This window comes from Streptomyces sp. McG3 (genome assembly GCF_018619185.1).
Classification (GTDB): Bacteria; Actinomycetota; Actinomycetes; order Streptomycetales; family Streptomycetaceae; genus Streptomyces.
Genome location: NZ_JAAXYC010000004.1, coordinates 1 through 24,661, shown reverse-complemented (window position 1 = coordinate 24,661; position 24,661 = coordinate 1). Strand labels below are relative to the sequence as shown.

At 70.3% G+C, this 24,661-nt stretch carries 13 protein-coding genes; 1 reads left to right on the top strand and 12 read right to left on the bottom strand.

The window, feature by feature from the left end; translation table 11 throughout:
• Position 1 precedes the first annotated feature (1 nt).
• From HET64_RS01210 to HET64_RS01170, 9 genes are all read right to left on the bottom strand, one after another.
• Positions 2 to 12,319, bottom strand: coding sequence for an SDR family NAD(P)-dependent oxidoreductase (locus HET64_RS01210; RefSeq protein WP_215101270.1), 12,318 nt, complete (start codon positions 12,317 to 12,319; stop codon positions 2 to 4).
• Between the two features lie 54 nt (positions 12,320 to 12,373).
• Positions 12,374 to 13,237 (bottom strand): ACP S-malonyltransferase, encoded by an 864-nt coding sequence (gene fabD, locus HET64_RS01205; RefSeq protein ID WP_215101268.1) that lies wholly within the window; start codon positions 13,235 to 13,237, stop codon positions 12,374 to 12,376.
• Entirely contained in the window at positions 13,234 to 14,661 is a 1,428-nt protein-coding gene (locus HET64_RS01200; protein WP_215101266.1) for a PfaD family polyunsaturated fatty acid/polyketide biosynthesis protein, read from the bottom strand. The genes fabD and HET64_RS01200 overlap by 4 nt, the downstream gene beginning before the upstream one ends.
• A gap of 41 nt (positions 14,662 to 14,702) precedes the next feature.
• Positions 14,703 to 15,215 (bottom strand): hypothetical protein, encoded by a 513-nt coding sequence (locus tag HET64_RS01195; RefSeq protein ID WP_190009738.1) that lies wholly within the window; start codon positions 15,213 to 15,215, stop codon positions 14,703 to 14,705.
• A gap of 31 nt (positions 15,216 to 15,246) precedes the next feature.
• Positions 15,247 to 15,747 carry a hypothetical protein gene (locus HET64_RS01190; RefSeq protein WP_190009736.1) on the bottom strand — a complete coding sequence of 167 codons (501 nt, stop codon included), beginning with the start codon at positions 15,745 to 15,747 and terminating at the stop codon, positions 15,247 to 15,249.
• 163 nt (positions 15,748 to 15,910) lie between these two features.
• The gene (locus tag HET64_RS01185) at positions 15,911 to 18,727 is read right to left on the bottom strand and encodes a BREX system ATP-binding domain-containing protein (protein WP_215101263.1); all 2,817 of its coding nucleotides are present in this window, start codon (positions 18,725 to 18,727) and stop codon (positions 15,911 to 15,913) included.
• A gap of 220 nt (positions 18,728 to 18,947) precedes the next feature.
• Positions 18,948 to 20,138: a cytochrome P450 gene (locus HET64_RS01180; RefSeq protein ID WP_190009732.1), complete on the bottom strand. Its 1,191-nt coding sequence runs from the start codon at positions 20,136 to 20,138 to the stop codon at positions 18,948 to 18,950.
• A gap of 129 nt (positions 20,139 to 20,267) precedes the next feature.
• Positions 20,268 to 21,041, bottom strand: coding sequence for an ABC transporter permease subunit (locus HET64_RS01175; protein WP_190009730.1), 774 nt, complete (start codon positions 21,039 to 21,041; stop codon positions 20,268 to 20,270).
• Between the two features lie 50 nt (positions 21,042 to 21,091).
• Positions 21,092 to 22,021 carry an ABC transporter ATP-binding protein gene (locus HET64_RS01170; protein ID WP_190009728.1) on the bottom strand — a complete coding sequence of 310 codons (930 nt, stop codon included), beginning with the start codon at positions 22,019 to 22,021 and terminating at the stop codon, positions 21,092 to 21,094.
• 94 nt (positions 22,022 to 22,115) lie between these two features.
• Here HET64_RS01170 and HET64_RS01165 point away from each other — a divergent pair, with 94 nt between their 5' ends.
• A complete protein-coding gene (locus HET64_RS01165) occupies positions 22,116 to 22,598 on the top strand; it encodes a GbsR/MarR family transcriptional regulator (RefSeq protein WP_215101261.1) in 483 nt (160 codons plus the stop codon).
• A gap of 27 nt (positions 22,599 to 22,625) precedes the next feature.
• On the opposite strand, the gene HET64_RS01160 is transcribed toward HET64_RS01165, so the two are convergent.
• The 3 genes from HET64_RS01160 to HET64_RS01150 all read right to left on the bottom strand — a co-directional run.
• Complete coding sequence (locus HET64_RS01160) at positions 22,626 to 23,429, bottom strand: alpha/beta hydrolase (protein ID WP_308369709.1); 804 nt, start codon at positions 23,427 to 23,429, stop codon at positions 22,626 to 22,628.
• A 111-nt stretch (positions 23,430 to 23,540) separates the two neighbouring features.
• Entirely contained in the window at positions 23,541 to 24,071 is a 531-nt protein-coding gene (locus HET64_RS01155) for a hypothetical protein (RefSeq protein ID WP_215101257.1), read from the bottom strand.
• Between the two features lie 452 nt (positions 24,072 to 24,523).
• On the bottom strand, positions 24,524 to 24,661 hold a 138-nt coding region (locus HET64_RS01150), incomplete at its 5' end, for a YjbQ family protein (protein WP_215101337.1).

Sequence of the window (24,661 nt, the reverse complement as noted above, 5' to 3'; positions counted from 1 at the left end):
GCTAGATCAGTTCCTCCAGCTGGAGCAAAGGACGGGGGTCGTCCACGGGCAGGGGAGCGGGCGTCGCGGACCGTTCGATCCAGTGCCGCGTCCGGCGGAACACCGGAGTAGGCAGCGGACTGCGCGGGGTGGTGCGGGCGGCGCGTTCGGAATCGGTCAGCCCCCGCAGGACCACATGGCAGTTGGTGCCGCCGAATCCGAAGGCGCTGATGCCCGCCCGCCGGATTCCGTTCCGGGGGGTCCACGGCTGCAGCTCGCGCTGGAGCCGGAACGGGGACGCTTCGAAGGCGAACCGCGGATTGGGGTGCTCGCAGTGCAGGGTGGGCGGAAGGGCCTCGTTCCGGAGGGAGAGGAGCACCTTGTGCAGGCCGGCCATTCCGGCCGCCATCAGCAGGTGCCCGACGTTGGACTTCACACTGCCCACGGCGCAGAATCCGCGCTCGGCCGTGGCCTCGTCGAACACCCCGGTCAGCGCCTTCAGCTCGATCGGATCGCCGATCATGGTGCCGGTGCCGTGCGCTTCCACGTACGACAGCGTCGAGGCGTCCGTGCCCGCCTGCCGCAGGGCGTCCCGCACCACAGCCTGCTGTGCTTGCGGGTTCGGCGTGGTCAGACCCATGGTGCGGCCGTCGTTGTTCATGGCCGTGGCCTCGATGACGCCGTAGATCCGGTCGCCGTCGGCCAGAGCCCTGTCCAGGGGCTTGAGGAGGACGGCTCCCACGCCCTCTCCCGGCACGAACCCGTCCGCTCGGGCGTCGAAGACCCGGCAGACGCCGTTCGGCGACAGGGCGCGTGCCGCGCTGAGCGAGAGGTAGGGACTTTCGTCCAGGATCAGGTCGGCGCCGCCGACCAGAGCCGTCTCGCACTCCCCGAGCTGCAGCGCCTGGCGGGCCAGGTGCAGGCTGGTGAGCGAGGACGAACACGCTGTGTCGACCACCAGGTTGGGGCCGCGCAGATCGCGGAAGTGCGCCAGGTGGGCTCCGATGAAGTTCGGGTTGAGTCCCGTGGCGGTGGCCCGGTGCGGGACGGTGATCCTGCCGCCGTAGCTGCTCGTGCCCGAGCCGACGAAGACGCCGACGCGTCCGGCGGCCAGTTCCTCTCCTCGGTATCCGGCGTCCGCGAACGTCTGCTCGGCGACCTCCAGGAACAGGCGTGTCAGCGGGTCCATGTGGGCGGCGTGCTCCCGCGCCACCCCGAAGTAGTCGGCGTCGAACTCCTCGATCCCGTCGAGGAACCCGCCCCACTTGCTGATGCTCCGGCCTTCGGCGTGTTCCGGGGCGTACAGCGTCGCCACGTCCCAGCGGGACCGGGGCACTTCCGTCACCCCTGAACCGCCTCGGCGCAGCAGGTCCCAGAACCGTTCCGTGTCGGGGGCGCCCGGGAAGCGGCCCGCCATGCCGATGACCGCGAGCGGCATCGCGGTGGCCGTGCTCGGCGGCGTGGCCGGTACGGGCGGGACCGGGTCCGAAGCGGACTGGGTGCGGTCGCGTCCGGCCCAGCGGGCGACTCCCTCGGGGTGGCTGAGGCAGAGGTGTTCGGCGAGCCGGGAAACGCTGGGGTGTTCGAGGACGACCGAGGGCTCCAGGGGAGCGCCCGCCAGCGGTTCGAGGGCCCTCACGATGCCGGCGATCAGGATCGAATCGACACCCAGGTCCGCGAATCCGCTGTCCGGCCGGACACGGTCCCGGTCGAGGAGCAGCGTCGCGGCGAGGGTCTCGGTGATATGGGCCGAGCACCGCGCCTTCAGCTCGTCGAAGTCGTCCCGGCCGCTGGTGTCCATCGGCGTGCCCGGCACCGGCAGGTCCGGTTTCGTGGTCGTGGTCCCGGGCGACCGGCGCGCGGCGTCGACGGGTTCGGGCCGGTGGAGCGTCCTGGCCGCGTCGGGTTCGCCCACCACCGCCAGCAGTTGGGGATGTCCCGTCACGGACAGCGCGGCGTCGAGCAGCCCGAGACCCTGTTCCGGTGTCATCGCCGAGAGCCCGAGGCCGCGGTAGCGGGGGCCGGTGACTTCGCCCATTCCCGTTCCCGACCAGCTCCCCCAGCCGATGGAGACCCAGTGGGTGCGCGACCCGCGAGCGGCTGCGCGTCGCGCGGCGTACCCGGCGTACGCGTCGAGCGCGGCGTTGGCTCCCGCGTAGTCACTGAGTCCCGCGCCCAGCGCGGGCACGGCGGCGGAGAGTGACGAGTACAGGACGACGAAGTCCGGCTCGTCCTCGGTGAGCGCCCGGTCCAGTTCGGCCAGCCCGCTCCCCTTCGGTTCCCAGCACGACAGGATCTCGTCCAACGGCTTGCGGACGAACGCCGGCGTCGGGGCGACTGATCCGGCGCAGTGGAGCACACCGGCGGGTCGGCCCATCCGCTGTCGTACGTCGGCCAGCAGGCGTGCCGTCTCCGTGCCGCCGCGGAGCGGGCCGCTATGCAGCAGGATGTCGGCGCCCGCGGCTTCCAGGCGGCGCAGGGCCGCGACCCGGTCCGCCCACCAGGCGTTCTCCGGCGTCTCGGACCAGAGCTGACGCGGAGGCAGTTCCCGGCGTCCGGTGAGGACCAGCTTCCTGGCTCCGCGCGCCACCAGCAGCTCAGCCGCCGCCAGCCCCAGACCGCCGGTACCGCCGGTGATGAGGTAGGGCCTTTCCGCGCTCAGGGTGAACGCGCCGAGGGCACCGGGCCGCGCGGCGGCTTCGGGGGCCACCCGCGAGAACCGGGCCACCTCCCGTACCCCGCCGCGCCGGCGGACCTCGGGCTCCTGCCCCGCGGTGCCCAACTCCCGCAGCGCTCGGTCCAGTCCGGCGGCCAGGTCGCCCCCGTCAGTCTCGACCGTGACGGCTCGAACGGCGGAGTGCTCGGCCCCGACCGCACGCACCAGACCGGCCAGCCTGGCTCCGCCCACCCCGGTGTCCGGCTGCCCCTCGCTCGTCACCGAACCGGCCGTCCGGCGCAGGTGCACCAGGCGCAGCTCAGCCGTGCGACCGTCGTCCAGCAAGCCCTTCAGCAGCCCCAGACGGGCGTTCTCCCGGTCGGGGACCATCCCGCCCGTGGCGTCGACCAGGTCGACCAGACAGAAAGGCCCCGGGTGGGAGGCAAGGATGTCAGCCGCCGCCCGCTGTCCGGCCCCGTGGTCGTCGAACTCCATCTCGTACTGGTCGGCCGAGAGGGCCGGAAGCCTGGACGGTTCGCGTACGACGATCCAGTGCATCGCGTCGTATCCGGCGAGGGCCTCGGCGAAGGACGCCTCCGCTTCCCGGCCGATCACCAGAACACAGGAAGGGCGGCGAGGGTCGGTCTCCGGGGCCGGGGCGGGCTGCGGAATCCAGCGCCGTGCCAGCAACTGCGGTACGGGGGCGGCGAGCGGGTTGTCGGTGTGCTCGCTCGGTGCGGCCGGTCGTCCGTCCGGGTCGGCTTCCGCCATCGGTCCGTGCTCCGTGGTGTGGTCGAAGGGGTAGAGCGGGAACGGCACACGGCGACGGGCCGGATCGGGTGTGCGGTCGATGTCCGCCCCGGTCACCCAGGCGACGGCCTCACGGCGGACGCCCTGGGACGGTGCTGCCTCCGGCGCGCTGTCACCGGTGAACAGCCCGTCGGCGTCCTCGCCGGCGAGGTAGGCGTCCAGCAGCGTGAGCAGGTGGTCGTGGTCGACGGCCGCGGCCGCCAGCCGTACCGGCAGCGCGTCCCGGGCGACCCGGGAGGTGTAGGCGAGATCCGCCAGCGGGACTGTCGCCCGCGCGACGCTGTCCCGCAGCAGCCGGGCATACTCCCCCAGCCGCACGGTGTCCGTCGCGGAGAGCACAACCAGGTGGCCGTCCCGGTCCCGAGTCGTCCGGTCCGCCTCGGGTGCGCGGCGTGTCGGCGGCTCCTCGACCACCACATGGGCGTTGGCTCCTCCGAACCCGAAGGCGCTCACGCCGGCCCGGAGCGGGAGCGGCGTGCCGGAGTCGTCCGCGGGACGCCAGGCCCGCGGTTCGGTGAGCACCTCGAACGGCCCGTCCGCGAGGCGCAGATGAGGGTTGGGGCGATCGCCGACCGCGTTGGGCGCAAGGGTGCGGTGTCGCAGCGCCAGGAGAACCTTCAGCAGACCGGCCATGCCGGCCGCCGACTCCAGATGGCCGAGGTTTCCCTTCACCGCCCCGAGGTGACACCACGGTGCGGGCGCGGGGCCGCCGAACGCCTTGGTGAGCCCGGCGGCCTCGATCGGATCGCCGAGCTTCGTCCCCGTTCCGTGGGTCTCGACGTACGAAACGGAACGGGGCGCGAGGCCGGCCCGCTTCAGCGCGGTGGCGACGACGTCCGCCTGGGCCTCCGGGTTGGGGGCGGTGAGGGAGTGAGCCCTGCCTCCGTGGTTGACCGCGCTTCCCCTGATGACCGCCCGGATCTCGTCCCCGTCCCTGAGGGCCGCGTCCAGGGGTTTGAGAACGACGACCCCGACGCCTTCGCCCCGGACGAATCCGTCGGCCCGCTCGTCGAAGGCCCAGCACCGTCCGCTGGCCGACAGCATGCCCGCCGCGTCCAGGGAGGTGAACCACTGCGGGGAGAACAGGACGTTGACACCGCCGGCCACGGCCAGGTCGCACTCGCCCGCCGCCAGGGCGTTGAGGGCCCGGTGCAGAGCGGTCAGCGAGCTGGAGCAGGCTGTGTCGACCACCTCGCTCGGGCCACGCAGGTCGAGCAGGTACGACAGCCGGTTGGCGATGATGCTCTGGACGTGTCCGGTGACGCTGTGGGCGGCCACCTCCTCGGCGGACCGGTGGAGAAGCTCGGCGTAGTCGGACAGAGTCGCGCCGACGAACACGCCGGTCCGGCTCCCGGCCAGGGAGCGGGGAGCCGTGCCCGCGTCCTCGATGGCGTGCCAGGCTTCCTCCAGGAACAGCCGCTGCTGGGGGTCCATCAGCCGTGCCTCACGCGGGGAGACCCCGAAGAACCCGGCGTCGAAGGCCAGTACCCGGTCCAGGAATCCGCCGACGGGCCGCAGTTCGCCGAACCGGCCGGCCGCGGCACGCCCGACGAGGTTCCGGCCCGCCAGGAGATGGGACCAGTACGCGTCCAGGTCCGACGCGCCCGGAAAGCGTCCGGCCATCCCGATCACCGCGACCGCGGGTGAGGAGGGCCGCTCGTCCTTCAGTGACGGCGTCCGGGAGCCCGTGTGCGGCGAGGCGACGTCGGATGTGGCCCGCGATGCGGGCTGCTCGTGGTCGGCGGTGAACGACGCGCCATGACGGCACGTCAGTTCTCCGGCCAGCGCGTCGATCGTCGGGGCCTCGTAGAACACGACAGGGGTCAGGGCCAGCCGGAACCTTGCGTTGATGCGGTTGGTGAAGTCGGTGAACAGGAGGGAGTTGAATCCGTACGCGCCGAAATCGGCTGCCGTGTCGACCTGTTCGGCGGGGACACCGGCCAAAGCCGCGGCCTCGCTCCGGAGCCACCCACGGAGCACGTCCCGGTCCGACGCGTCGCTCTCTCGCGCCGGGGCCGCCGGACCCACCACGGCATCGGGCGCCGGCTCCAGGGCGGTGAGGGCCGCGGTGACCCTGTCGGGCGTGCCCCGGCCGATGAGCACCACGGGCGCTCCCAGCGTTACGACGTCTTCGAAGGCGGCCAGCGCCGTGGGGGTGTCGATCGGTTCCAGACCCACGGTCACGGCGGTCAACTGCCGCACGGCGGGCGGCATCTCCATGCCGCCCTGCTCCCACAGCGGCCAGATCGCCGATATCGACCGGCCGTGCCGCTCGCCTCGGACCGCCCTGGCCGCGCGGTGTTCGGCGAACGCGTCGAGATAGCGGTTGCCCGCGCAGTAGGCGGCCTGTCCCCTGTTGCCGAACGTGCCGACGAACGAGGACATGACGAGGAAGAAGTCGAGCTCGTCCCCGGAGGTCGCCTCGTCGAGCAGCCGTGTGCCCCGGACCTTCGGGGCCAGGACCGCCGAGGTCTCCTCGTCGGTCGTGTCCCTCACCGCTCCGTCACGCAGGACACCGGCCGCGTGGATGACGCCCCGGACGGGCCCGTGCTGCTCACGCGCGGCCCGCAGGGCCCGCTCCAGCGAACGGGCGTCGCAGACGTCGGCCCGCAGCCGCAGAACGCTGCCTCCTACGGCCGGCTCCGCGGGGCGGGGCCCGTCGGTACCGGGCTGTGCCTCCGTGCGCGCGAGCAGGGTCACCGATGCCCCGAACCGGGTCGTGAGGTGCTCGGTCAGGAGCCGCGCGATACCGCCGTCTCCCCCCGTGATCAGGTAGTGGCCTCCCGCTGCGAAGGGAGCCTCGGCGGTGACGGCCCGGGCGACCCGCTGCCATCTGCGGACCCGGCGCTCCCCGTCGTACAGCACCTCGGCGGTGCCGCGAGCCACCTCGTCGAGAACGGCCGGGAGAGTCGGCGGCTGCGCTGTCCCGGACACTTCGACGCGCAGGGTCCGGATGTGCGGACTCTCCTGTGCGAGCGCACGGCCGAAGCCGGGGACCAGCGCGCTGCCGGGGTCACGCCGGCCGGTTCGGTCCACGCAGACGTAGGTCACCTGACGCCCGTCGTCGGCCATCCGGGCCAGGAGCCGGAGGGTCTCGATCTCACGGGGCAGCTCAGCCGGGGTGTCGCCGCCCGCTGCGTCGAGTCCACGTCGGTCGACGACGACCAGGGGGGTTCCGGGCTCGGTCGTGTGCCCGAGCAGGTCGGAGGCGTCGGCGACCCGTCCGTCGGCCTCCCGTGTCCAGGGGCCGTCGGCTCCGAGGACGATCACGTGCCGTCCGGTGCGGGCGGGAGTCGGCCCGTCGGACTCGGGGGCCCAGTGCGGGGCGTAGTACGTCACTGCTGCGGCCTCGCCGGAAGGTTCCGCCGGGCGTCGGCCGGGCGTCGGCTCGGCCCGCGGCAGCCAGTGGCGGGTGCGCCGGAACGGGAACCCGGGCAGCGAGACCCGGCGGCGGTCCTCCGCCCCGAGGAGCGCCTGCCAGTCGACAGCCGCCCCCTGGCACCAGAGTCGGCCGAGGGCGGCGAGGTCGCCGCGCTCTGCCAGGCCGCGCAGCACCTCGGTCATGTCGGGGCTGCCGTCGAAGACATCGGCCAGGCTCTGCCCGGGGGTCACCCGGCCGAGGCTTCCGCCGGCCTCGCCCACCGCTTCGGCGAGATCCGCGGCCGGGTCGGCCAGCCGGTCGAGGCACTCCACGAACGCCTGGTGACCGCTGACCGGGACGGCCAGACGAGCATCGAATTCGGCTCGGCCCACACGCAGTGTGTGCGTGATGTCAGCCAGGGATGTGCGCCGGCCCGCGGCCCGCGCCCAGGAGCCGAGCCGCCCGGCCATCAGCCGCAGCCGCTCCTCGTCCGGTGCGGAGAGGAGGAGCAGGTCGCTTCCCGGGTGGGCCGCTGCGTCGGCCCGCCGGGGGCTGGGCGCCTCCTCCAGGATCATGTGGACGTTGACTCCGCCGGCGCCGAAGGAGCTGAGCGCCGCGCGCCGCGGCGCATCGTGCCTGCCGGTGCTCCAGTCGGCGACGGTCTGCTGGACGTGGAAGGGCGTCGCCGCGAAGTCGATGACCGGATTCGGCGCGGCCGCGTGCAACGAGGGCACCAGGGTGCGGTGCTCGAACTGGAGCAGGGTCTTGGTGAGCCCGGCGACAGCGGCCGTCGCCTCGGTGTGGCCGATGTTCCCCTTGACGCTCCCGATCGGTATGGACGCCCGGGGCAGCTCCGTACCGAAGGCCGTGGTGAGTCCCCGGATCTCGATGGGGTCGCCCAGCGGTGTCCCGGTGCCGTGCGCCTCCACGTAGCCGATCGTCGCGGGGTCGACGTCCGCGCGGCGGAGCGCACTGGCGATGAGCGCCGCCTGCGCGTCGGGGCTGGGTACGGTGAATCCGCCCGTCCGGCCACCGCTGTTGGTCTCCACCGACCTGATGACGCCGTAGATGTGATCGCCGTCGGCCAACGCGGCGCTCAACGGCCGGAGCAGGACGGCGCCGACGCCTTCGCTGGTGACCATGCCGTCGGCGCCCTCGCCGAACGGCCGGCACCGGCCGGTCGGGGAGATCATGCCCAGTTCCGTGTACTGGAGGCGGCGTGCCGGGTGCAGGATGAGGTTGACGCCGCCGGCGATGGCGGCCGACGCGCTGCCCGACCGCAGCGTGTCGCAGGCGAGCTTGAGCGCGACGCCGGAGCCGGAGCAGGCGGTGTCAACGGCAATGCTCGGACCGGTGAAGTCGAAGAAGTAGGAGACACGGTTGGCGAGTTGGTACAGATCGCTGTTCGGATACCTGCTGCCGCCGCGCAGTGCGGCATCGGCATTGAGCACGGCGTAGTCGGGCCCCATGGAGGCCACATGGACGGAGACGTTCCGCCCCAGGGTGCGTGGGGTGTGCCCGGCGTCCTCCATGGCGTGGTAGGCCGTCTGGAGGAAGAGCCGCTGCTGCGGATCCATGGTCGCCGCTTCGCTCGGTGCGATGGAGAAGAACAGGGAGTCGAACGCGTCGACCCCGTCGATGAGTCCGCCGGACGTGCGGCGGTCGGCGGCGACGCGCGCGGCGGCCGTACCGAGCCGGTCCCAGCGCTCGGCGATGTCGCCGAGCGAGTCGGTGCCCTGGACCAGGTTGTCCCAGAGCTGGGTGATGTCCTCGGCTCCCGGATAGCGGCCGGCGATGCCGACGACGGCAATGGCGTCGGTGTCCGGCGGCAGCGTGGTCGCAGCCGGTACGCGGACGCCGGAGGGGCCGGCGCCGGCCGGGGTCCGGTGGGCGGCGCGGGCCGGAGCGATGGCATCCGCCAGGGCCCCCAGGGTGCGGTGTTCGAAGAAGAGGGTTCCCGGCAGGCGTCCGAACCGCTTCTCCAGGGCCACGGTGGCATCGACGATCTGGAGGGATTCCAGCCGCAGGGATTCCATCGTGCTGTCCCGGCGCAGCTGGGATCGCGGGACGTGCAGCAACGCGCTGAGGACGTCCCGCACCGCGTCGAGCGCGACGTGGGCCGACTTCCGGGAACGGAGCGGGGCCGGGCCGGTGATCACGTCCGGGTCACCCGTCACCGATCGGTGAAGCGCCGCGGAATCCGTGAGGTCGACCGCGAGTGCGGTCAGGGCCGCGATGCGCTGCGCGTCCGCCGTCCCGTGCGGGGCGTCCGCCGGTGAGGCGTCCGGTACGGGAGACGCGACACCGGTGTCCGCTCCGTCGTCGGGCCGGAAGGTGAGTCCGGTGAGCACGCCGAGATCCGCCCGGTGGACGATCTCCCCGTCGACGGCCCCGGGCCGGGATGTTCCCGCTCCCATCGCCTGGTCGAAGAACATCCGGGCCGGACGATTCTTCGCCGTCGGCCGCTGCACGGCCTCCAGCGTGGTCGCCTTCCCCTCCCCCGCTTCCTCGGCGGCGACCGCGGCCAGAAACGCGTGTTCGACGCCGCGTCCCAGGACACGGCAGCTGAGCAGGAAGGTGTCCAGGTTCACCACCTGCGCGCCCGGCCGTGTGATGGCCGCGCCGACGAGCCCGTACTCTCCGAAGCGGTCGCTGACCTCGACCACGCGGCAGCGTGCCCCGGCGTCCAGCAGTTCGCGCAGAGCGGGCTCGGACCGACGCACCGTACTGAGGTTGAACTGGTTCGTGCGCTGGGTGAGCTGGGCGACGCGGGCAAGCTCGTCCGGACGGGCTTCGTGTACGTCGATCCGCAGCTCCAGTCCGGCCACGAACTCCGCGAGGGTCGTGGTGGAGGCGCGCAACGTCTCCCTGGACCTCCCCTCGCGGTACATCGCGCCGCGCCGGCGGTCCTCGTCGGTGACCCGGCCCCGGTCGAAGGCCCACAACCGGTCGAGAAAGCCGGGAAGGTCCTGCTCGTCCGCCGGCAGGGTCAGGGCGAGCACGCCGGGGCAGGCCGCCCGGACGGCGGCGGTCTCGACGGGGTTGTCGTCCAGGAAGACCATGCTGTCGAGGCCGAGCCCGAGTTCGCGTGCGAGCTCCCGGAGGTTGTCCGGCTTCGGGTCCCAGTTCACACGGCGCGCGGTGATGTGTTCCGGCCTCAGGAGCAGGTCGTCACGCTGCCGGAAGACGGCGTCGACGTCCTCCTCCTCGTTCTTGCTGGCCAGGCAGATGAGCACACCGTTGTCGTGCTGGGTCAGCGCCCATTCCTGGAGCCGTCGTCGCGCGGGCCCGATGGTGATCCCGCGCGCCCCGTCCTCCCCGCAGACTCCGCTCCAGAGGGTGTTGTCGCAGTCCAGGACCAGCACTTTGTACGGCGGGGAGACAAGCGCGTGGACCGTGCGGACGACCGACGTGCCGAGCGCTGTCCAGGCGGCCGGGGTGTAGGGAATGTGGGCGTGCTCCTCCCGTGCGGCGTCGTGGTGGTCCACCACCGGGTAGGCCCCGCTCCACTCGGCACTGGGGATGAGGTGGAGTCCCGCGCGGTCACCCAGCACAGCGGACAGCCGGTCCTCCCACTCCGCCAGTTCGGGACCGCGAAGCGCCCGAGCTCCCGGAGAGGGCGGGCACAGGGCGACGACCAGCGGAACGGCCCCCCGTGCGGCGGCCTCGGACGCCGCCTCACCGAACTCGTCGACGGTACGCCGCCCCGCCGCACCCGAAGGCCAGTCCTCCAGCCGGATCAACGCGACGTTGCACCCACGGCGGTTCGAGGCGAAGGAGCTCCGGGGATCGAGGAGCTCCTGGAAAACCTGGTTGTAGGACTCGAGATGCACATCGAGGTCGAGCCCCAGGCGCTCGACCCAGTGGGACAGCACCGGTCGCAGCGGATCCGTCGTGAACGTCGCGGCCACGACCAGGAGTCCGTCCGCCCGGGATACGGCGGAGGCGTCCGGCCCGGGGGCCCCGGCGGGCGACGGGCCGAGGCCGGCGAACTCCTCCAGCACCTCCACGGAGCCCGGTGCGCACCCGGCCACATGCCGCAGGATCGCGCCGGCGACGGGTTCGACGGACAGCGCCTCCTCCGCCCCGGTGACGCTGTCGGCGAAGGTGGTGGCCAGTCTGGGCGGCCTGACGATGGAGACCCCGAGGCCGGGGCACTCCACGGCGCTCGCCCGCACGAGCCCTTCCCAGGCGCTCTTCGCCGCCACGTAGTGACCGAAGCCGCGACGTGGGGAGGTGACGTAGGACGACGACACGGCGATCACCCGGCCCTGCCGGTGAGCCAGGCCCTCCGCGAAGGCGCTGAGCGGGGCCTGGGCGAGCTGCATGCCGTTGCTGACATGGTCGCGTGCACGGGCGGCCGTCGCCGGATGGAGGCCGAGCGAGTTCGCTGCCGGTCCCGCGTTCAGGAAGACGTAGTCGACGGGGCCGTACTCCGACTCGATGGCCCGCCCTGTCCGCAGGCACCAGTCGGCGTCGGCCGCGTCCCCCTGGTGCAGGCGGACCCTCTCACCGTCCCGCCCGAGAGCCGTGACGAGGGCCTCCGCCTCGGTCCTGCTCTCGCGGAACATCGCGTGGACCGTGCAGCCCGCGACGGCCAGAGCCTGGACCAGGGCGGCGCCGAGCCCTCGGCTTCCGCCCGTGACGAGGGCGGACCGGCCTGCCAGCTGCCGCCCGTCGACCAGATCCGCCACCTCTCGGCGTACGTCCTCGGCCGACGGCGCCGCAGCCTCACGCCGCACGACGACACGCACCTCGACCTCGGCCGCGGTCCGTCCGGCGTTCGCCTCCCCGGTCAGCCGGACCGTGCGGAAACGGTCGTCGAGGTCGGTGACCTCCGCCTGTCCCCTGAACCCCCGTGGTTTCGGAGCCTCCAGGAAGACCAGGTCCAGACCGCTGATCATGGCCGCGCGCCCTGGCACCTCCATGCCCGCGACGTGGCTGACCCAGCCCAGGACGGCGGTGTGTTCGACTCCGACACCGTGGTCCGGCAAGCGGAGACCGGACACCAGCGCCTCCAGCGCCTTCCAGTCCGGGCGGTAGTCGCCGCCCGCCAGATCTCCCGGGGAGATGTCCTCGAAAGCGGCCACCGTGGCCCGGGCCGCAGCTCTGGGGCGGGCGGCGCGCGCCGGAGCCGGCCGCACCTCGCCGCCGGTGAAGGTGGCTTCCCCTTCGATGACGGTCCTGTCGCCGTCGAGCACCTGGAAGTCGACTCGCACGTCGCCGTCGTCCGAGACGGTCTCCCGTGCTGTGCACCGGTAGTCCTGCCCGGGAAGCACCGGAGCCGCGAACCGGGAGCGCAGAGCGGCCAGCGTCCGGCCCTGTGGCACGCGAGCCCGCGTCAGCACTTTCAGCAGGCACAGCAGTCCGTGGGCCACGGGCTCACCGAAAGGCGTGCGCCGAGCGTATGCGGCGTCCAGGTGCAGCGGGCTGCGGTCGCCGGTGGCCTCGGCGAAGGCCAGGACCTCCTGGGGGGTGACATGCAGACTTCCGGTGGCGGACGAGGAGTCCATGATTCGCCGTTGTTCCTCTCCACGGAGGCGCGGGGCCCTTGCGGCCGGACGCGGCTATGCGGTGACGACCGATGCACGCAGTGACGCCTGGATGCGCCGGGTCAACCCGGTGAGCGTGTTGCCGGGCCCGATCTCACGGAACTCCGGGTCGGGCAGCCCGAGCAGGTGGACGACCGTGTCGCTCCAGCGGACAGGCAAGTGGAGCTGGCGGCACAGGGTGCCCGCGATGTCGTCGTCGTAAGGGCGCCCGGTGGTGTTCGCGATGACGGGAATCTTCAGCCGGGCCAGCACGTAGCCGTCGAGGAACGACGCGAACTCACGGGCGGCCGGTGCCATGGAGCGGGAGTGGAAGGCGCCGCTGACCCGGAGCGGAACGACGGTCTGGGCGTGCCCGGACATCAGGGCCGGCACCTCCCCTACGGCTTCACGCGGCCCCGAGACCACGATCTGGTCCGGAGCGTTGAGGTTGGCGATGTCGACGGGGAGCCCGGAGGAGTCCAGGAGGGCCCGGACGCGGTCCTCGCCCAGCCCGATGACGGCCGACATCGCGCCGGGGCCCGCGTCCGCCATCAACTCCGCGCGCTTGGCGACGATCTCGAGACCGGTACGGAAGTCGAAGACGCCGGCGGCGAAGAGTGCCGCGTACTCCCCGAGGCTGTGCCCGGCCAGCGCCTCCGGGATCCGGCCGCTGGTCCGCACGGAATCGATGTACGCCAAAGCGTCGACGACATACACCGCGCACTGTGTGTAGCGCGTGTCCGCGAGGCGCTCGGCGGGTCCATCGAGGCAGAGTTCGGCGACCGAGTACCCCAGGACGGAGTCCGCCTGCCGGACGAGGTTGGGATAGGCGGCGAGCAGATCCCTTCCCATGCCGACGCGTTGGGAGCCCTGACCGGCGAAGAGGTGGATGAGTGTCACGGGCGCTGCCCCCGATGGATGTTCGCGGACGTCAGAGCTTCGAACCGTTCGCTGAGTATCGAGGCGGCGCCCCGCATGATCATCTCTCCTAGGTCGTCCACGTGCCGGTCGCGCCAGTTCTCGCGGTCCGTGCCGCGCACGAGCTCGTTGAAGGCTCCGAGCGCCGGTCCGCAGTTGATCTGGTAGTCCACCTGGTGGGCTTCGGAGCCGCTCATGGCCAGCCGGATGGACTGCACGAAGTAGGCCTTGAAGACCAGGAGCATCTTGTGCTTCGGGTCGCTCTCCGCCAGGGCGAGGGCCTTGGGGTTGGCGCGCCGGTAGTAGGTGCGCGTCTCCTCCCAGACCTCGTCGAAACTCCTCCGGAAGTAACGGCGTTGCAGCTGCTCGGCGGTCCGCGGGTCCAGGTCCTCCAGGGAGTCGTGGCGCCGGTAGAGCTCGTACAGCTTGTTGGCCCGGGCCGGATAGAACAGACCGCGCCGGAGTACCTGGGCGCGCGCACCGGTCTCCAGCATGTCGCCGGCGGGCACGATCGCCATGTCGTGGGCCTCGGCCCGCTGGAGCATGTCCTTGACGCGATCGCTGGTGCCGCACTCCGCCGTGCACTGGTTGATGCTGCCGGTGAGCACGAAGTCGGCACCGAGCACGAACGCCGCGGCGGCCGCGCGGGGAACCCCGATACCTCCTGCCGCGCCGACCCGGATCCGGGCGGCGGCGGGAAACCTCCGGGCTGTCCGGTCCCGCAGGGCGATGAGTTCGGGGAGCAGGATGACCAGTTGGCGCTGGTCGGTGTGGCCTCCCGAATCGGCCTCGGCGACGATGTCGTCCGCGAGAGGCACCCGGTCGGCGAGTTCGGCCTCCGCCGCGGTGATGCGCCCTTCCGCCAGGAGCCCGTCGACCAGTTCCCTGGGCGCGGGTCCGAGGAAGCCGTCGGCGACCTCGGGCCTGGACACCTTCGCCATGACCCGGCTGGGGACGCACACCCTGCCGTCGCGCCCCTGGCTCACCCCGGAGAGCCGGTACCGGACCAGATCGGCGGTCGGACGCAGGAAGGAGGCGGCCTCCACCCGGCGAACCCGGTGGCGGAGGAGCAGGTCGACCTGCTCCTCCTCCTTCGCCGGGTTCTCCAGGCTCGCGAGCAGGTTCAGTCCCCAGGGGCCGTCACCCAGTTCCCGCTGGAAGCGCCGTACCGCGGCGGCGGTCCGCTCCTGGTTCAGCCCTCCCGCGCCGAAGTACGACAGGAGTCCGGCCCTGCCCATGCGGACGACCATGTCCTCCGACGCGACGGCCTTGTACATGGAGCCGGCCACGTAGGCGTAGCGCACCTGGTGGTCCGCTCGGAACTCCTCGCTTCCCAGAGCCTCCGGGGGGATGTCCACGGCTGCTCTGCGGCGCTGACTCACGGGCCCGATCTCCGTCACCGACACCGTCGTCTCCTTTCCGCTCCTCGGCGTGCCCCTGTCGCGGATCAGGCGTTCCCGGACGACCGGTTCTTCTCGTAGCGTTCGAGGATCACGGGCATCTCCGAGCTGACGAATCCGAGGAAGCGCTCCATGTTGGCCAGCCGCCGCAGCCGCTCGTCGGACGCGCCCTCCGCGCGCAGCTCTCGCAGGCCGGTGGCCGCGATCCGGTGGAAGTCGGGGAACTCCGAGAAGATGCCCCGTACCTTCGGCGCCCAGCTGTTCTCGCGCAGGCGCAGCGTGTAGTTCTCGCTGAGAGCGCCGGTTCGTTCGAAGACGCTCACCGGGTCGTTCTCGGGGGTGAGCTGGTCGACGATACGGTCGATCGCCGCACGCTCCACGCCGAGCATCAGGGCGATCTCGTCCGCGGTCTGTGCCGCCGGATCACAGATCATCATGTAGCCGACGACACGGCCTCGTTCATGGGGCATGCCGTCGTTCTCGTAGTAGTACTGCGCGACCTTCTCCACGAAGATCTTCTCGCTCTCCGTGAGAGCGGTGGGGGCGGTTTCCGTGGCCATGGCGGGGTCTCCTCGTTGCGCGGGTCGGGGGTCAGACGGAGGCGTTCTCGCGGTGCTGCTCCCAGCGCCGCGACATGTCGGCGAGGTCGCCGACGATGTGCCCGAAGAGCTCCTCGATCTCCGCTATGCGCCTGCGGCGTTCCGCGCTGGCATCCTTCAGCGCCTCCAGTCCGTACTGGAAGATGCCCCGGTACTCCGGCCAGCTCGCGAAGGTGTCGGACACCGCCTTCGGGTATCCGTCGTCGACGAGCCGGTAGCGCGTCTCCGCTCCCTGAGTCTCGATGCGCTGATACAGGCCTGCCAGAACGAGTTGCTCGATGAGCTGCTCGATCTGGTCGGGGGTGGCGTCGACGGCCGCGCAGATCTGGGGCAGGGTCTGCTCGACCGGATCACTGATGATCATCCAGGCCATGACGCGGCCTTTCTCCCACGTCACCCCGTGTGCCTCGTGGTAATGCCGCGCGACCGCGTCGACGAAGGAACGCTCGGCGTCGGACAGTTCCTCGTGCCGCTTCTCGCCAGTGCTGTGCACTGATCCCGCCTTTCCGTCGAGGGAAGAGGTTCCGGGGGCGAGCGGTGTTCGCTCACCCCCGGTGAACTGTCGGCAAGCCTCGCCGAGCAGCGCCGTCTCCGCCCCAGGTACAGCCCCAGCAGAGACCCCAGTCCGCGGAGTCCATGAGAGCCGGGGGACGGAATCAGGCGGACCTGGCGGTGTTTTCGGCGTCGGAGGCCGGGTCCAGCACGTCCGGCAGCTCGGACCGTCTGCCGATGCCGAGCTTGGCGTAGGTCTGGCTCAGGTGCCATTCGACGGTCTTGACGGTGACGAAGAGCGCCTGGGCGATTTCGCGGTTGCTCAGCCCCTTGGCCGCCTGCCAGGCGACGCGTTCCTCTGCCGGAGTCAGGGGAACAGGGGCAGACACCTCACCGCGAACGGATCGTGATCCCGCGAGCCGCAGCTCCTGTCGGGCCTCGTTCTCGAGATCCACGGCCCCGATGCTCCCGGCCAGGTTCATGCCAGCGGTGAGCCGTCGGCGGGCCTCGCTGCGCTGTCCGGCGCGACGCCTCGCGGCTCCCAGCGCTATCAACGTGCGGGCGTGTTCGAGGGTGTCGGGGAGCCCGGCCAGCATGCTCTGGGCCTGTTCGATGAGGGCGAGGCCTCCCGCTCCGCCCTGCAGCTCCCCATAGGTACGCAGGGTCACAGCCAGAGGCCTGGCGGCACCGAAGGCCCGTGCTCGGGCCAGTTCGTCGGTGACCAGGTCGATCGCCTGCTCCGATCCGTCGGAGCGGACCACGGCGCGAACGCCGTCAGACAGGTAGTCGCAGACGGCGGAGGGGTGCCACCACCCATGCCGGGCGGCGAGTTCACGATAACTGCGAATGTCGGCGAGACCGTCGTCGAAGCGGTCGAGTCTGATCCGCAACCGGCCCCGGGCGGCGCGCAGGGGAAGGAACATGGCGGCTTCGGGCAGCTCCCCGCTCAACCCCGTCTTCCCCAGGAAGGCCTCGGCCTCATCGGGCCGGCAGGTGTCGACCAGGCAGTGCACAAGGACGGCGGCCGCCAGGGGCACGGACAGGGGGCGCAGGGAAGTCGCGCGCTGATGCCGGAGTACGGAACGTGCGGCGGCTTCGGCCTCGGCAAGTCGTCCGCTGCTGTAGAGGACCCGGGCCCGCAAACTCCTGACCGTGTCCACGGTCAGGAGCTGTCCCGCCCGCGTCGCCCGGCGCAGCTGATCGTCCAGCGCCCTTTCCGCGCCGTCCAGTTCGTCGCATTCGGAGAGCGCCCACGCGGCGATGGAGCCCGGGGTGAGGCCGGTGTCGTGCAAGGCCTCTCGCTCACCGGCCGACAGCGCGGCGGAGGCCAGTCGGCGGACGCGCCGCAGCGGCGCGCACCGCAGGAGAGCCTCGACAGCGGCGCGAGACCGCGTTCCCCCGCTGGGCACGAAGGAGGGGTGCGTACGCTCGGACATCGACGGGGCAAGCCGGGACAGCACCGCCGCGAACGCGCGTGTGTCCTCGGGCATCTGCTCCCGGTCCTGGCCGAGAAGGATCAGAGCCTCCTCGTACCGGGCCGAAGCGGCGAGTGCAACGCCCAGTTCGGTACGGACTAATCTCCGCCCCTCCGGCTCCCCCCCGCGTGTCTTCACCTCCCGCAGACGCTCTATGGCCGACGGGTCGTGGGCACGCAGTTCCGCAGAACCGAGCCGCGCCAGCGTGGCCAGTTCACGCTCCTCGGAGAGAGGCTCCGCGAGGGCGTGCCGGAGATAGCGGATCGCCGCGTTCGGGTCGCCCTCCTTCATCGCCCCGGAGGAAGCGGAGTGCAGCACGGACACGCTCCACGTGTCACCGAGCGGATCGGTGCGGACCAGATGCTCCGCGACCTCACGCGCCGAGGCTCCTGCGGCTTGGAGCGTTCGAGCCGATCTGCGGTGGACGCTGCCGCGATCCCGCGGAGACATCTGTGTGTAGGTGACCTGCCTGACCACAGGGTGCCGGAATCTGTACGGTGTTCCCGGTCTGAGCACGTCGGCGTCTCTGAGGCATCCTGCCGCGTCGAGCAGCTCCGCCTCGCCCAGCCCGGTCACTCCGACGCAGTGCCGCGGCTCGGCCTGGTCGTCGAGCACGGCGATGGCCTCCGCCAACACGGTCGCGTTGGCGGGAAGTTTCCGGAGCCGGCTCCCGACATTCCACGAGATGCGTACGGGAGTGATCAGGGAGATCTCCGCAACCGCCGCCTCATCGGGCTCCAGCCCCTGCCCGACAATCTCGTCGAGGAGCTCGGCCAGGTGGAGCGGGTTGCCCTCCGTGAGTTCGAAGCAGGTTCGCAGGACACTCTCGGGCACCTCGCGGCCGACCCGTTCCACGATCTGTCGCCGTGCGCCTTCCCTGGTCAGCGGCGACAGCCGGTGGTAGGACGCCGACGCCGAGGCGCTCGCCGTCATAAGCAGATCCGAAATCGGTCCGCGTTTCGCACAGGTCGCCGTGAGAACGATCAGTATGCCGTAGTCCTCGATGCGGTTCGCCAGGTATGCAAGGAAACGCATGGATTCGACGTCACCCCACTGGGCCTCGTCGATGATGAGTAGCAACGGCTCAGCGGCAGATATCTCGCGACATGTACCGAACATGCTCCGAAAAGCGGGGTGGAGATCTGTCGCGACGGGCCCCGTCGCACCCTCTCCCGCCCCGCAGCCGGAGAGAACCTTCTCGATCGAGGCCGCCCCGAAATTCCGGTATGCCCCTTCTGACCGCTCCCCATCAGCCGCATCACAGAAGAGCTGCCTCAGAACAGCCCAGGAAAAATCGCTCTCGAACTCACTTCCGCATGCGCGAAGCACGCGAAATCCTCTTTCCTCCGCCGCAGTGCGCAGAGCGTGCAAGAGACTTGTCTTGCCAGAACCTTGTTCACCCTCTATAAGGACCAGACGGCCCTTGCCGTCCCGCGCTCGACGCAAGGAGTCATCCAGCAGATCGATCTCACGTTCGCGCTCCAGAAGCCCGCAGTCACGCCACATTCGCCACACCCCCTGAAGAGGAACCCGGTAAGGCTCCAGAACCTGCCGACGAACGAACAGGGGGAAGCTATGGGCGATTGACGCCGGAAGAAAAGGAACGCAGCCAAAATTAACGCAGGCTTGTCGCTGTCGGCTGCACCCCGCGCCTCCCCGACTCACCACCCGACAGCATGGGGGTGCTCGGAGCTGTCATGCCTCCGAGCACCCTCATGCGAGCCTGTCAGGCTCTGCGCAGCGTGACCGGCAGCTTCTCGAAGCCGACCATCTGCGGCGGGATGGCCCAGACGAGGTCGCCGTCACGTTCGACCGTGATTTCTTTGAAACGATCGAAGAGCACGCCGAGGACCAGCCTCGCCTCAAGCCTACCCAGAGCATTGCCAATGCAATGGTGCGTCCCGAAGCCGAACCCGAAGTGGCGCCCCTCGCTGTTCCGGTGGATGTCGTACGTTTCCGGATCGGGGAATTGTCGTTCGTCCCGGTTGGCGGAGCAGAAGCTGGCAGCGACATGCTGGTGTGCCGGGATCGTGACGCCGGCAACCTCGACATCCTTGGTCGATGCACGCAGCCCGGTCGTGATCGGAGGCCGATGTCGGAGCACCTCCTCGACCGCCGGACCTATCAGCTTCCGGTCAGCCCGCACGTCGGCCTGCGCCTGCGGGTTCAGATCAAGAAGATCCACCGAGTTGGCGATGGTCATCGTCGTACTGATGTGGCCGCCGGCGAACATCACGTTCGCGAAGTTGACCGTTTCGTCCTCGGTGAGTCGATCACCGTCGAGTTCGGCGTTGGCGAGCCGCGTCAGCATGTCGTCGCCGGTCTTGTTCTTGCGTGAGCGGACCTTCTCCCGAAGGTAGGTGATCGCTTCCTGCTGCAGCTCGCCCAGGGCCTCCAGGTATCCCTCCTGCGCCATCTCCTCGGGCGTTACGCTCATGACCTTGCGAGCCCAGTTGTAGAAGAGATGGCGGTCCTCGGCCGGCAGGCCGAGGATCTCCAGAATGACCGCGATGGGCACGGTGTACGCCAGATCAGCGACGAGGTCGATTTCATCCCGGTCGGAGAGGTCGTCGAGTATCTCGTTGGTGATCCGAACGATCTGGGGCTCGTACGCCGCGATGGAACTGGGCGTGAAAGTGGTACCAAGAATCCTCCGGACGCGCGTGTGCCGGGGCGGATCCATCTGCGGAAGACTCTCCAGCCCCGACTCGGGGAACCCCATCCGATGCATTTCGGAAGAGAACGTGCCCGGATTGGTCAGGACATTGCGCGCGTCGGCGTAACGGTAGACCACCCACCATCCGGTACCCGGATCCTGGTGCACCGGATGGTTGTCCCGCATCATGCGATACCAGTCGTAGATCGCCGGATCGTTCACGTTGGGTTGCGGCGCAATCCCGCTGTCGACGGTGGACACCCCATCACCTTCCCACTCCGATAAGTCGGGTCGTTGCCGGAAAGTCTGGCTCCCACCCATCGATCAGTGCATCAGGGTGCCCCCCAGAGTCGACCCCAGCAATGGTGGGAGTGCCCTTGCGGCGGAGCCTCAGCTGTTGATGTCTCGACGGTTGAAACGAGCGAGACCGGCCGCGACGAAGATCGCCGAGGCGATGACGAGCACAGCGGCATCACCCCATTGGAAACCGTTCCGCAGCGGCTCTCCACCGATGTAGTAGTGGAAGGGTGACAGGTGGGCGATCCAGTCGGCGCCGATCTGCGTGGCGAAGGTGCTGGCGGTGTACGAGAGCACCCCCACGATGGCCACGACGACCAGGGCCACCGCGCGTCGGCCCACAGCGGCTCCGACCCCGACGGCGAGAGCACCGAAGGTGATCGCAAGGAGAGCCAGGTTGAAGCACTGGGCCAGGAACTGGAGGGGGCTGACGCTGGTCAGCTCGGCGCTGCCGCGCACGGCTAGGACCGCGAGCCAGACTAGGGCGGAGATGCCCAGCGCTCCGGCCACCAGAGCGCCGAACCGCTGAAGGACCAGCTGGGTCCGTGTGATGGGGTGCGCGAGCAGCAGATCGAGCTGCCCTGATTCCTCATCTCCGGCGATGGCCCTCGCCCCCATGGTCACGCCGTAGATCATCGCGAGGAGCGGGACAATGATGCCGAACACGGAGGCCTGCAGATAGCCGGCAGCCGTGCCGTCGACGTTGAGGCTCTGACGAAGGGCCTCGGGGATGCTGTCCACGTTCTCGCGCTGGGAGGGGTAGGTGCTGGCGTACACCATCCCCACCAGTGCTGTGCCGACAGACCAGCCGATCAGACCTCGACGGCTGTCCGACAGCGTCTTGGTGAGGATTGCGGCGGCGCTCATGGGGGTGGATCCTTTCCGTACCGGTGTGGTGGAGCTGCGAGAGTGCCGAGTCAGGCGAGAGTGGTCGAGTCGGTGCGCGGCGCCGCTTCGGCCCCGTCGTAGTACGCGTGGAAGACCTCGTCGAGAGCGGGCTCGGTGGCGCGCAGGCCGGTGACGGAGAAGTGGGCCAGAGCCTTGATGAAGGCGTCCGGCGGCCCCGAGATCTGACCGGTGAGCCGCGTGCCCGCCTCGTCGAGGTGGAGTCGGCCCACACCGGGCAGCCCCTCGAAGGCGCTCACCGGGACGCTTGCCTCGAAGGTGATCTCGACATCACAGATCGCTCCGGTGCGGAGGTTCGCCACGGTGTCCAGGGCGACCAGGCTCCCGTCGCGGATGATGCCGACCCGGTCGGCGACGGCCTCCACCTCGCTCATGATGTGACTGGACATGAACACCGTCTGGCCGCCCGCGGCGGCCTCCGTCACCATGTCGAGGAACGCCTGCTGGACCAGTGGGTCAAGTCCGGAGCTCGGCTCGTCGAGGATGAGCAGTTCCGGGGTGTGCATGAACGCCTGCACGAGTCCGACCTTCTGCCGGTTGCCCTTCGACAGCTTCTTGATCTTCGTCGACTGGTCCAGGCCGAGCCGGTCGGCCAGAGCGTCGATACGGGTCTGCGGGACACCTCCCCGCAACTCCGCCAGGAACCGCAGGTAGGCCCGGACGTTCTGGCGCCCGTCGCACACGAAGTCACCGGCCAGATATCCGACACGACGGCGCAACTGGACGCCGTCGCCCCGCGGGTCGAGCCCGAGGACGGTAGCCCGGCCGGCCGTGGGCCGGATGAGGTCCAGCAGCAGCCGGATCGTGGTGGACTTCCCGGCGCCGTTCGGACCGAGGAAGCCGAACACCTCACCCTGGACCACATCGAGGGTGAGGCCGGTGAGACCGCGCCGCGTGCCGTACGTCTTGGTGAGGTCGCGGAGCTCAATCACGTTTTCCATACCCGAAACATAGCCTAGTTTCAGAGATCTTTGAACGCTCAGAGCGTTAAGGTTTGTATGTATCCTGGGGATCCGGCTCAGGAGGAGGCTCGGCATGCATGACACGGAGGACGTGGACCAGGAACTGCGCGAACACGCAGAGAAGCTGGCGCTGACCCTCTCCCAAGGCGGCATGCAGAAGACCACGGCACGGGTGATGACGGCACTGCTGTTCAGCCAGCACGAGACCATGACCGCCGGCGAACTCTGCGAGTCGCTGCGCATCAGTTCGGGTGCAGTGTCAGGGGCGGTGAACCAGCTGATTCCGACCGGCATGATCGAGCGCGTACCCGCCCCCGGGAGCCGTCGCGATCACTACCGCTTCCGCAAGCACGCCTGGTCGACCCTGATGGGCAACCAGAACACGCTGCTGGCCAGCATGTGGGACGCCGCTGCGGGCGGCATCAAGATCGCGGGCAGGGAAAGCGTCGTGGGTCTGCGCCTGGACGAGATGCAGGACTTCTACGGTTTCATGCAGCGGGAGATGGCGGCGCTGATCGATCGTTGGCGGGAACAGTACGACGGCGGCCAGGCCTGACCTCCGCAGTCACCCCACCCGCCCGTCTCACCCTCCGCCTGCCGTGGCGCCTTGCGCCAGGAACGCGGTGATCAGCTGTTCGATGCGGTTCCGATCGGGGCCGAACCACACGAAATGACCGGCCGCCTCGCTGTCCACCAGCTCGGCCCGGGGCAGGATCCGCGCGAGTTCGACCGCATGGCCGTAAGCAACGGAACCATCGCGCCTCGATGCGATGACGAGCGCCGGCTGCGCGACGCGCCCCTCCCAGGACTTCCGTCCCCCACCGAGCTGAGCCAGGTCGTTCACGAATCCTCGGCCGGAACGCATCGACGACAGCAGCGCGGTCACTTCGGCCCGGTGCTCCCCGGACAGCTGGTCGAGGACATCCTGGGGGCGCCCCGTGGTCAGCTCCGCGAGCAACATGCGCAACGCTGCCTCCGGGCGTCGCTCGAGCAAGCACCGGGTCAGCCGCCAGACCGCGCCTTCGGACCGGGGCGAGAACACGACACGTCCGAGCCTTCTCGTTCCCGCTCCCGGCCAGGAGAGCGGTCCGACAGCGGATTCCAGGACCAGCCGGCGGACCAGGTCGGGATGCCGGGCAGCCAGGGCCACGGCGGTCGGACCCCCCGCCGACACCCCGGCGCACGCCTTGACCTGATCGATCCCCAGAAGCCCGCAGAGGGCGGCCACGGCGTCGGCGAAGTCCTCAGGAGCCGCCCCGACCGACAGGTCCGTGGCGCCGTAGCCGGGCCGCGAGGGAACCAGCAGCGAGTATCCCGCCGCACGGTAGACCTTCTCCCCCAGTGACAGCCCGGCCCGCATATGGCCCCCGTGCAGCACGACGATCACCGGACCATCACGTGGCTCCCACCGGTATTCCAGGGAACCGGATGCGGTCCTGATGACGTTCGTCGGAAGATCCGCAGTCGTACCGTCGCCTCGTACAGCCACCGTGAGCCCCTAATCGATCCCGGACGACCGGAAGACCGACCGCGCCGCTTCCTCGTCCATCCGGCGGGCGAGCCGGTCGAGACAGGCCGTACCCCGTACGAGGCTGCCACACCGGCGTGACTCGCGGGCATCGGCCTCCAGTTGGAGCCAGAGAGACGGGTTGGCGCGCAGCAGGCAGAAGTCCAGTTGGGCCCGGGTGCCGCGGACATCGGTCAGGACCACGCGCTCGGACACGTCGGCAGGCCATTGGAGAGCGGACAGCCGGTCCGTGTGGACGACTCTCGTGGTGAACAGCCCCCGGACGAGCAGTCGTCCGGGGGCCAGACTGATCCTCGGCGGGAAGAGAACCAGGAGCAGCACCGCCGCCAGACAGCCCCAGCACGCCGTGCGGGCCAGGGTGACACCGGGGCCGACCGCGTCGATGAGCAGAGCGGCCACGAGGAACGCCGTTCCGATGACGGCGGCCGGGCGCGCTTCCGGACGCCACAGAACGTCCTCGTGCCCGTCGGCCCCTGCGGGCGCGGGAGTTGGATCGTGCATCCCGGTCACGTTAGGAAACACCGGGAAGGGCGCGGCACCCCCATACGTAAGTCATACGCGCTCACGCCGGATTCTGACGGATGCCTGATGGCAGGCCCACGCCGTACTCGACGAACTCACGCTCCAGACGGAGTCCAGCGTTCCATGCCAGCAGGCTCCTGGGCGGTCGTGCGATGCGCAGGACAGGATGGCTCGGTGCCCGCGGGCGCCGACATCAGCCGTGTGGGCGATGAGACACGCGAGGGTCAAACGCCAGAGCCGCTCGTGGTTACGTGCTCAAGAACCGCTCCGCATGTCTTTACGGGCACCTTACCGAGAGCCGGTGGTGAAGTTTAGTGACCAACCAGATTGCACGGAGAGAGCTCAAGCAGGCCTGCGTGACAGGTTCGGGCACGGCCCGAGCATCCGGTTGGTGCGGCCGGACTTACCGCCTATCGTGCAACCAGATCGGCTCACCCGCCGAAGAAGCTCAACCGAACCTGACGGTTGGTATTGCTCGTGTTTGTGTCCACCAGGCAGACCGACTGCCAGGTGCCCAGCTCCAGCCTGCCGCCGATCACCGGCAGCGTGGCGTGGGGCGGGACCAGGGC